Origin of the sequence: Rhodococcus sp. 06-156-4 (genome assembly GCF_002259345.1) — a bacterium.
Lineage (GTDB): Bacteria > Actinomycetota > Actinomycetes > Mycobacteriales > Mycobacteriaceae > Rhodococcoides > Rhodococcoides fascians_E.
Genome location: NZ_NPGB01000003.1, coordinates 429,028 through 439,884 on the forward strand (window position 1 = coordinate 429,028; position 10,857 = coordinate 439,884).

General features: G+C 54.1%; 8 protein-coding genes. 2 read left to right on the forward strand and 6 right to left on the reverse strand.

The genetic code is table 11. The features are described 5' to 3' along the window. The first annotated feature begins 5 nt into the window (after nucleotides 1-5). Together CH290_RS02160 and CH290_RS02165 are read left to right on the forward strand one after the other, a co-directional pair. A complete protein-coding gene (locus CH290_RS02160; protein ID WP_052083126.1) occupies nucleotides 6-2,339 on the forward strand; it encodes an acyltransferase family protein in 2,334 nt (777 codons plus the stop codon). Nucleotides 2,340-2,504: 165 nt separating this feature from the next. After that, on the forward strand, nucleotides 2,505-3,092 hold the full coding sequence (locus CH290_RS02165) for an SGNH/GDSL hydrolase family protein (protein ID WP_170947630.1): 588 nt from the start codon (nucleotides 2,505-2,507) through the stop codon (nucleotides 3,090-3,092). An 18-nt stretch (nucleotides 3,093-3,110) separates the two neighbouring features. Here CH290_RS02165 and CH290_RS30130 read toward each other — a convergent pair whose 3' ends face one another. From CH290_RS30130 to CH290_RS02190, 6 genes are all read right to left on the reverse strand, one after another. Beyond that, nucleotides 3,111-3,287, reverse strand: coding sequence for a hypothetical protein (locus tag CH290_RS30130; protein WP_155295520.1), 177 nt, complete (start codon nucleotides 3,285-3,287; stop codon nucleotides 3,111-3,113). A 252-nt stretch (nucleotides 3,288-3,539) separates the two neighbouring features. Then, complete coding sequence (locus CH290_RS29925; protein ID WP_141216224.1) at nucleotides 3,540-4,952, reverse strand: hypothetical protein; 1,413 nt, start codon at nucleotides 4,950-4,952, stop codon at nucleotides 3,540-3,542. 105 nt (nucleotides 4,953-5,057) lie between these two features. After that, on the reverse strand, nucleotides 5,058-6,107 hold the full coding sequence (locus tag CH290_RS02175; RefSeq protein ID WP_080748701.1) for a glycosyltransferase family 4 protein: 1,050 nt from the start codon (nucleotides 6,105-6,107) through the stop codon (nucleotides 5,058-5,060). 1 nt (nucleotide 6,108) lies between these two features. Further along, on the reverse strand, nucleotides 6,109-7,314 hold the full coding sequence (locus CH290_RS02180; protein WP_080748700.1) for a glycosyltransferase family 4 protein: 1,206 nt from the start codon (nucleotides 7,312-7,314) through the stop codon (nucleotides 6,109-6,111). Continuing rightward, on the reverse strand, nucleotides 7,307-8,539 hold the full coding sequence (locus CH290_RS02185; protein ID WP_080748699.1) for a lipopolysaccharide biosynthesis protein: 1,233 nt from the start codon (nucleotides 8,537-8,539) through the stop codon (nucleotides 7,307-7,309). Before CH290_RS02185 ends, CH290_RS02180 begins: the two co-directional genes overlap by 8 nt. Next, entirely contained in the window at nucleotides 8,540-10,627 is a 2,088-nt protein-coding gene (locus tag CH290_RS02190; protein WP_080748698.1) for a glycosyltransferase, read from the reverse strand. It abuts the gene before it with no gap. Nucleotides 10,628-10,857: the final 230 nt, after the last annotated feature.

Consider the following 10,857-nt stretch of genomic DNA (forward strand, 5'->3'; position numbering starts at 1 on the left):
AGTCAATGAAGCTTCGCGATGCTTTCGATCCGAAGGTCAACAGCCTGAATGGATTACGGCTGTGTTTTGCCATCACGGTCGTCGTCTGGCATTCCTTCGCATTGAGTGGACGACCGCTGGAGTCATGGTGGATGGCACAGCTTTTCGGAGAGTTGCCAGTCGATGGCTTCTTTGCTCTGTCAGGATTTCTGATCACCGCCAGTTGGATGAAAAGGCGCAGTACGAAAGATTACGCACTGTCGCGATTTTTGAGGATCATGCCGGGATTCTGGGTGTGCCAACTGGTGGTCGCGTTCGTCGTCGCACCGCTCGGCATGCTGCTGGCAACCAAGGAGAATCAGTACTCCATCCAAATCTGGGACTCGATCCAATACTTCGCCGTGAACGGGGCGCTTTGGATCTTTCAATACGACATCGGAGGTTCGCCGACCGGCATCCCGTACCCCCACGTCTGGAACGGCCCTCTGTGGACCTTGGCCTGGGAAGCCCTCTGCTACATCGGAATTGCAGTTCTTGGATTGATGGGCGTCCTCAGATTCAAGGTGACGGTTCCTGCTCTGATCGGGGCGGCCTGGATACTGTCGTTGGCTACGACTCTGCTCGATCCGATTTCGTACATGGCGATCGCGGGGCGCTTTTCACTGATGTTCCTGTGTGGCGCACTCGTCTTCCAGCTTCAAGATCGGATCAAGGTGTCGGTCTTGGCGATGTCTGGATGCGCTGTCGGGATCGCTGTGGGAGTCTGGCTGCTTCCGAATTACCGCCTGATCGCGGCACCTCTACTTGCATACCTAGTGATATGCCTTGGCGCGCTGATCAAAGCCAGAGCACTTCGATGCCGGAACGATCTGTCCTACGGGATGTACATCTATGCTCTCCCCGTTCAGCAGATGATCATGATCGTGGGTGGAGAAATCCTGTCCTTGGGGATCTACATCGCTGCTTCGATCGGTGGGGCAGCTGTACTCGCAGCCGCGAGTTGGGTGCTGGTCGAACGGCCCGCAACACGACTCAAACGACGGCTCCTGCCGTCTGGCGCTCAAAGCGAGCAGCTAATCTCCACACCGACCGGTGAAGAGCTGACCGGCGGTGCTCCGATGCACGTTGTGCTCGTCACGGACGACGCCGTATATCCTGCAGTGGGAGGCGGAAAGGTAGAGATAGCAGGCGAAGTCGCGGCGCTCCGCCGAGCCGGGCATTTCGTCCACCTCGTGGTGTCCCACCGGCAGCCCATCGGTGAGGCGTCACGGACAGCACATCATTTACACGCCGACTGGGTGACGTTTCTGGCACGGTCGTCCCTCCCTCTGACAACTCTGACGCACCCACTCAAGCCGTACCAGCTGGCAAGTCGCCACCCTCTGAAACCGCAACAGGTTATGGGCGAATTCCGGCATCCTGTCGATGTCGTCATCGCCTCGCACGACTGGACCATAGAACTGGCCCATTCAATTGCGACTCAGTTCGGCGCCCCGGTCCTGCTCCGTAGTCACAACGATGAGATCACGTTCATGCACGCGCTCAAGCACGGCGCCAGCGTTCCCCGCCGCTGGTACTACGCACTCGAGGCATACAGGCTACGACGACTGCTGGACAAGCTTCTCGAGAAAGTTGCGTGCGTCGCCCTTCTGACGGATCGGGACCGCCCGTCGACGGTGTCCGACGCAGCGAAGTGGCGGGTACTTCCGCCGATTCTGGACTGCGAAGACAGCGCCACAGAGCACACACCGCGATACCACGCTGACACCTTTGGCGAAATTCTGTTCATCGGGTCGTTGGACATGCCGCAGACACGATCGGGGCTGACGTGGTTCGCAACCTACGTGCTTCCCCTTGTTCGCAATCAACGCCCGGGCACCGTGCTTCGGGTCGCCGGGCGGCGTTGCCCCAACGACGTCGAAGAGTGGTTGAGATCGACGGAAGGTATCGAGTTCGAAGGTGAGGTGGATGACCTTGAACCTCTGTACGCGCGGGCCGACGTGTTCGTCAACCCTGTCTTCGCGGGCAGCGGCGTGAACATGAAGATGCTGACCCCCGCCGTAAGGCGGATTCCGATCGTTAGCACTCCGGTCGGGGTACGCGGCCTGGACATGCTCGCTCCGCATGTACTCCTTGCCGACTCCGCGGGTGCCTTCGCCGAGAGTTGCATGTTCTATCTGAACGACGATGCCGCGAGTGCTCGTGCCGGTGCGCACCTGCATCAAGCGGTTTCGGACTATTCCGTAGCCGCTGCATCGACACGTTTCAACGCGCTCCTCGATTTCGTCCTCAGACGCAGCGACAGCCTGAGACCCACCGCTGCGACGGCACCTCGACGTGCTTCCGTGGTCGAAGGTTAAGCCGTGACCAGCGACATCGGGACGCGGGCTTCGTCACGCCGAGACTTACCCCGCCCAACTCGCCGAGCTGGCGCAGTGCTCACAGTTGCAATCATTGTCATTGCCCTTGGGTGCGCGGCTCTGGGTTGGGCTGTCGGCCGGTCGACTACCGGTGAATCAGGGGCAGTGAGCGCGACCGATCCGAACCCCGTAGTAGTCCCGGACTCAGTACCGGTGGTTGCGTTCATCGGGGATTCGTACAGTCAGGGAATCGGGGCGAGCACGATTGGCTCTAGATGGACCACGCTGGCGGCGGCATCGATGGGTTGGTCGGAGTTGAATCTGAGCGAGGGTGGGACTGGATACACGACCTCGTACGAGGGAAAACAGACGGACTACAGCACAAAGATCGCCGAAGTGGCAGCTGCGAAACCAGACATCGTTGTCATATCGGGCGGCCGGAACGACTACCAGGCCGGTAACTCCACCGTCGCAGGGACCGCGGCGGTCACGTTGCTCGGCATGCTTCATTCGGTTGTCCCCGACGCCGACCTCGTCGTGGTCAGTCCGGTCTGGGACTCCAGCGTCCCTCCTGAGGAGTTCGACGAAATGGCAAACGGTATCGAGATGGCCGCGGTGTCTTCCGGCGTCGAGTTCGTCAACATCGGGGAGCCGCTTGCGGCGCACCCAGAGATGATGGCAGCTGACGGGCTACACCCCAACGACGCCGGTCATCACGCAATTGCCGAAAGAGTGGTCGGCAAGTTCAGGTGAACTACCCACGTGCCGGCTTCACGGTTCCTGTTGCACGTCGTAGTACTCGATGCGGACCCACCTCTGTCGTTCGATGGTCACGCCCTGTCCCAAGTAGGGGAACGTACTCTTCGCGTGTGTCCGAGCACAGTCGTCGGACTCAAGTTCCTCGACGAACACAGCGCCGTGCGCGTCAGTAAACCTGTAGGTAGTCATGGCGAGAACTATATTTCCTGCACACCCGGGGTCGCTGCGGAGTAGCACCTTGATCCTGCTACAAAGGGAATCGTGAGCGTTCTCGTGGTCGCTACGCTGGCGTGAGCGCCCCTCCTGGCCTACTCGCTCCCCGACGTCGACGCTGGGCTCACCCAACTCCAGTACTGCGCCGCGCTACGAGTAATGGACTTTACAGAAACCTCGGCCAGAGCATTCCGAATCCAAGGCTGCAAACCTATCCTTCATGCTGGCCTATGACTGGGCAAGCCGCGTCGAAGTCATCACCTTCCCGCCATTATCAACAGCACTGTCCGACTTGATTCGATCACATTCGTACCTCAGCAACGAACCGAAAACAACTGCACAAAGTAGACCAGTCCCTGAAGCGAATATATTTGAAGCAATCATAAAAAAAACAAGGTAGATTCCACAGGCCGCTGCACCCACAGCATATCCACTCGCCCGATCAATACGAAAACATGCCTTCAGGACTGCCAAAACTAGAATAACCAACAGAATCGCCACTATCGGTCCGTTGCGCGCTAAAATATCAATAAAGGCATTATCGGCGGAAGAAGGCTGTCCAGTCGCCGAATTTACGTCAATTCCGCGTCCAAAAGGGTTGACAACGTAACGGGCGATGTCCCCAAATAGCAACAGTCGACGTTGTAGCGAATTGTCATTACCCGCATCAAACTCAGAAAGTCGGTCAGAACTTAAAACTGATGAATTGTTGCCAAATCTTTCAATTATTAACGTCAGTACGACGTAACACAGTACAGTTGCAGCAAGCGGAATTAGCCGACGGGCACCTCGCAGACACCAGAAAGACATGAAAGCACCAGCAAGAACCAAACCAAGTAGTCCAGTACGCACGGCTGTTAACGACAGTGGCAGTAAGAGTAAACACGCAATAGCGGCCATTGCAATCCGTTGCAAACCCTTTTGCGAAATGCTCCGTTCCAAGCTTACAATCAAGCACAGGCCAAGAATGATAGCAAATGGACCAGGCGACTCGGCAGTACCAAAAACACGAACCTGTTCAGGCACAGGAGCACCGATACTCGACAGCTTAGACGCGACCATCCAGGCGCGATCCCAGGACGGCAAAGCGAAGAACTGGTAAACACCGTACCCACCGATTACCAGTCCGATAAATGGGAAAGTCTTGTAGATAGCTGGCCACAAGTCTGGGACTCTCCCTGAGCACTGCAGACCGATATAAATCCAGATGGTCGCAGTCAAGACACTTGGATAAATGGCCGATATTGTAAACTGCGGACTCAGAACAAATGTGACGCACGAAAGACCTGCCATCCCATAGCTAAGATTAGCAATCTTCGGGCGCAGAATCGTGGAACGAGGCTCAAGCAGAGTGCGTATCACGACAATCGCAGTAAACACCAATGGAAGCAATATGACTGGGTCGCCGTCAACCCTTCCCAGTTCACCAGCCAATAGCCTACGCAATAATCCAGTGACGCAAACCAACACCACAGACATGTACAACAGCTGATAGTTGGTCAAATGGAGACACAGAAGAAGTGCAACTCCAAAAACAAGGTACTGAAGCGGGACATTTTGAATTAACAATCCGGTAGCCAACGACAGCAGCAGCACCAGCATCGTAAGAAACTGAGCTGGCATGAAAATTTTCCATTTCATCAGTCTCACTCTATTTCCGCCCCGCATCAACTTCGGTATCCACCCATTGCCAGGCATCGAACAAGCTGGTCAAACACCAAACTTTCGCTCTAAAGAATTGCACGTTTATCGCATCTTCCGTTCGATAGCCAACCGATAAAGTTCGACAACCCTTTGCGCGCTTGCCTCCTTCAGTAAATAGTCAGTAAAACTTTTAGCGGAACACACCTCAGAATCGGTTAGCTTCGTTCCCTTAATAGCGTTGTGAACCGTCTTCTTAAAATCATCTGGACCTGCGGATACAAATAGCGGAAGATCTGCGAAAGCCAAAGAAACAAAATAATCATTGCCGGGATTTTGTGTGGCCATTACAGGTATAGGGACTCTTAAAGCTTCAACCGTAGGGATCCCAAAGCCCTCGTAGGTCGATGGCGCAAGCAGCCCCCACGCCTTACGCAGCATGTCCGATACTTCTCGGTCGTCAAGACCGCTTCGATGATCTACCCAACTCGGCCAGTTCTCCGCGTCCGTAGACGGCCCTACTACAACGAGCGATATACTCTTGTTGGACAGTGACCGAGCCTCCGCAATAGCTTCTGCGGCCAACCAGCCACGCTTTCTCCCGTGGAAGCTGCCAATAAAAACAAATGTTGGCGTTTCGGTCGGATCTGGAGGGAGGGATGTCTGCGGCGAAGTGATGGGCGGAACAATATATTCGCACGCGAACTCATGCACAGTCTCGGGGGCCACAGCGATGGAAATTACTGCGCGGCGAGCGGACACTTTTTCTAAGGCCCACAGAAGATAGTGATTCATACGACGTAATCCACGTGACGACTGTGCTTCCGACAGCGCACTACCATGAAACGACCTTACTACCGGCCAACGACGGCCGAGAGCCCAATCGTCACCGTGTGCGTGGATGACGTCGATATCTCGTCCACGAACAAATTTTCGTATTCTTAACGGCGCTAGGTAGAATCGACTAAAACGGCTGCGGGTAGACGGCAAAAAATGCATTGTCGCACCGGGTACCGAATACCCACCCTCAAATGTAACAATGGACAGATCGAGTTTTCCGACTAGTTCAGTCGCTAATCGGTACGCGTAGCGGCCAACACCTCCGGAGTGCTGCCCCTCTCGTGGCCACTCAAGGCAAACCATCAACAGTCTCATCTTAGAACGTCCTCTTGACTACTGAGCGGCCCAAAAAGCCCGCAAACCAATCTTCTGTCCGCTTTGCCATCAGCGATATGTCGAACATCTCCGAAGTCTTAGGAGCATTCATCTGAAGTTTGTGGAGTAAGTCGGGATCGTTGTCTAAACTTCTAAGAGCAGCAGACAGCGCAGAAACGTCCCCGCAGGGCACGAGAATTCCGTCGTGACCCGAATTCACGACCTCAGCGGGACCACCGGGTGTAGTAGCGATAACCGCGCATCCCCATTGCATTCCTTCAATCACGACAGCACCGAACGGCTCAGGTATCACCGATGCATGCACCATAACATCGGCTCGAACCAAGAACGGAGATACATCGGCGACATGGCCCACAAAATCGACCGAATCTTGGATTCCGAGAGCTCGAACAATCTCCTTCAGTTCGCCCTCATAGGTTTGTTCACCGAATAGAGGACCACCTACAATCGACGCACGCCATTCGCTACCTACGCCAAAAGCGTCCGCAAAGGCTCGGAGGAATACATGTTGTCCCTTCCATGGTGCTAGTCTACCTAGACAGACTATTTGCCGACCAGAGCTCACAACCTGCGACGATGACTCGCCGAACGGGTGAGACTTGATTGGATCAATCCCCGGCGGTACGACAATGTTCGGTTTATTTCCTACCCATACGGTCTGCATAGTCGATCGACTATTTGCAATATATCCATCAGCGAGTATGTATCCTGCGATCTTTAGAATAATTGATACCACTACACCGAAGTAGTCGGGAGTAAGCTGATCATGAACGCTCCATATAAGCGGCTTTCTCAGACGTTTGCTAAGTACCCATGAGGAAAATAGCGCTTTTGACGATCTAGCTACGACTACAGCCGGCGGATTGTCCTGATACATTGAGGCTACGGACCAACCACTCACCAGCAGTCGGGCGACCGACTTCGCGTATAAAAATGGGTTGAAGGTGCCCCGTGATACGTTCTCTTTACCAGCATCTTTAGTTACCACAGCGACGTCGATACCCTCATTTTTGAATTGAGACACTAGCGGTCCGTCAGATAAGAACAGAACACTCGGTTTCACGGTCATTGCCCTAGCAAGTCGCAGCAGTGACAGTTCAGCTCCGGCTGGCATCGCCGAATGCGTTACATAAAGCGCGCGATAGGAAACTATCGGATGCACTATTTCGTCATTTTTCTCAGGCATTCAAACCCCTGTGAGCGGTTGTAAGATGATCAGATCGCGCAAAAATTGCGTACGAAGTAACTCTGAATAAACCAAAAACGACCATACATACAGACATAGTTACCGCATTTAGTCGACCCCACTCGTAAACAGTCAAAACTGCCGCTGTCAATGCCAAAAGGCCTACCAACGAGGAGATAAATAACGCTTGGCTGCGCAGTTTCGCAGTATTTACGTAAACAATTAATTGCCACTGGTCGGTCAAAACCTGAAAAACGATCAAGATAGCGGAAATTTTTGCCAGGTCTTGAAAAGAATCTCCAAATATTGCCGTGCCCGCGTAATGCAATACTGCAACGACAACAAGCCCCGACAAAACCGACAGCACGGTGCCGATTACCGCTTGTCTTGCATGCCCCCCTGTTGAACCGTCTGAGGACACGTGGGCAGGGAAAGCGACGTGGTTCAGTGCTTGAGTAACCGCTCCAGACGCGCTTGCGCAGGTTACCGCCACCGCATATGTACCAAGCTGCGCCGACGTAGCCAGCGCCGCTAGCAAAATCTGGTCGAGCCGCGCACCTACACTGTCAAAGACAGTCGAGAACCAGTATCTGAGACTGAAACCCCATTGTTGTTTTAATCCGCTGGTTAGCGTTCGAACTGCCGGAGCGACTGCAATCAATCCCCCGATAACAAACGCCAGCTGCCCTATGAAAAGCGCTGCGAGGCCGGTGCGTATATCTAACTCGCTGGTCAGATATAGGCCGATCGAGATAAGCGATGGCAGGATCAGCGAAGTCGATCGCAGCATATTCCAGAGCATAAAGCGCGAGGTGAGGTGAAGCATTTCGAGGCCCAACTGGGCGAGTCCAGACAATATAAGCAGTACTGAAAATATCGCTATCCCCCGCTCGATCCTAGTGTCACCCCCACTCAGGATCGGTGACGCAAATATGAGCAAGGCACAAGATATAATTCCTAGGCCAGTCAACCAAAGCGCGCTTCCAAAATTTATTGCACGACCTTTGGCTAGCGAAACCGCTAAAGGACGCGGCAATCCAAGGAATGATATCCACGACATGACTTGTACGGGCGCCACGCACGCCGCCAGTATGCCGCGGCCTTCAGCCTCTAGGGCCCGAGCAACTAACGGCGCCGAGATCAACGAAAGGCCGAATCCCGCATACGTCCAGCTGGCTGTCCCGGCGGCGGACCGCAGTACAGACGGCATGCTTGGCAACTTCATTTAGTCCAACTGTGCTTGTGTTGGTTGGGCGATACGGCCTGAACCTACGCGTCGGCTCGCCCCCGATTGCCGCCGCACAACTGCTGCATGTTTCAGCGCCTGGCGGAACCCCAGACCCACCGCGTTGATCTCGGCCACTCCTCGATTAAAATTCTCCGGCCGCATGCTGATCGCGGTACGAAGCATGCCCGGGCGGACGGCTGTTCCGATCGCTACAGTTCGCAGCACCGCGGAGAAGGCACGGGCATTCTTTCGGAATGCAAGTGTCGCGAAAAGTTCATTAGCGACGTCGTTCTTCAACTCGCGCGCCGACAGTGGAGTTCTTGCATCGCCCTCTGGTCTAGTAGATGGAAAATGGTCGACCTGAATCGACGGATCGTAAACAATTTTCGTGAAACGGTTGGAAATTGCGCTGCAGAGGATTAGTTCATTTCGGTATTGCGCTCCCTCGCCCCGTACCATTGTGGAGAGCGGAATTGTCTTTGCTGCAGCAGTCCAAACAGCCATATTCGCACCTTTGAGGTGTTGGACGTAACGTGGCCCGCCCTTGCCCAGGGCGTGATTTCCGTAGATTTTTCCGGTCCAGGACAGAGTCCCGACAGGATTCGCTGTGACCGAACGTTGGTCTCCGTCGACGTTGTCGCGCCCGCCCACGGCGATCACCGAGGCGTCGATTGCAAACGCTCGTTCGATTTTTGTCAACCAATCAGAGCGAGGGACCGCGTCGTCGTCGCAGAAGCAAGTTATCTCCGAAGTCGAAGACGCTAATCCTGCTTCAATCGCGGCCGCTAAACCTGGCTTGCTTGAAAAATCAACCCGAATGGGAATTTCTCCGCGGAAGCTCTCAGCAACGCTGATGGTCGCGGATTGCGAATGCCTTGTCACTACGATGACTTCATCTGGCGTTCGGTGCAGTGCGGCGAGCGCACGCAAACATCTATCCAAGTCATTTGGCCTATTGACTGAGCACACTACGACTGCGGTCGTGCCTTTCCTGGCGGATCCGCTCTTTTGTGTTTTCTCGTATATTGCACTTTGAGCGAGACTGACGTGTTTATCAACCACTGACGGCCAACTGTGTTTCATCGCAAAGGCGCGACATGACTCCTGGGTAGGCATTTGGCCGTCTCGGGCGTCCATGATTCGCTTAGCGAGCTCGACAGCATTCCCTGGGTCGACCAGCATGTCATCACAAAAGGATTCAAGCGCATCTATAAGTCCGCCCTGGCGAGAGGCAACTACTGGCGTTCCGCATGCTAGCGACTCAAGCACTACAAGTCCAAATCCTTCGAGAGCAACTGTCGGAACGATCGAAAGATGGCTCTGCTGGTAGAGAGTGACGACTTCATCGTCAGACAGACGACCAGCAAATCGCACCCGGCCGGCCAATGATTTTTCCTTTACAATCTTGGCCAGTCTGTCTTTATCCGTACCGACACCAGCGATTGTTAACTCGAATCCCTCACCTAGAAGCTCCATCGCCGCGAGAGCGACATCTAGTCCCATACGTGGATCCAGTCGCCTCACGGCGCAAATCCTGAAGATCTCGCCACTATTCAGCGATAGCTTTTTTTCCTTAAACCGGGCCGTATCCACTCCCGGCTTTATTACTTCGATGTCGCCTTCTTCGACACGGAATCTAGAGATAAGATGCGTGCGAAATTCCTCCGAGAGAACTACGAATTTGTCGGCGTTCCTATACATCATTTTCTCTATTGTTTTTTTGAGGAATGTTGCATAGCCATTTTTCCCTGATGCGATCGCCGACTCTTCGGACCACGGTCCCTGAAAATGGTTGACAAGAATGTAGCTATGTCCAGATAGCCTCCTTCCTAGAAGGTATGACAAGCCGTAAAGAGCAAAATGGCTGTCGACGACAGTATTGCGGTCGACTATTCCAGCCCTGAAGTAGCGCAATAACCGAACCGGGAGGATACTTCTTCTGCCATCACCACTTTTCTGGTGAGTAACAAAATGAACGGAGTATCCGAGCTCCTCATACGCCCTAACCAAGTCTGCAGCGTAGCGGTTTAGGCCACCAGGACGCACACTAACTGGTTCCATTCCAACAATCGTGATCGAGTCCATCGTTTACACCTTGCAATTCGTGTGTATGAATCCACTAGTGGGCAAGTTTGGTTTGGTAGACATGCTGTTGGTACGCGCTTCAAGTCGATTTGAACATGTTGGAGATAGTTTGTTTACACACGTAATTCTTGTTCGTTGATGTCGTTGCGGACCATCATCCGCACCAGTTCGGGGAACTCGACCTTCGGCTTCCATCCCAACACATCGCGAGCCTTCGAGGCATCCCCGAT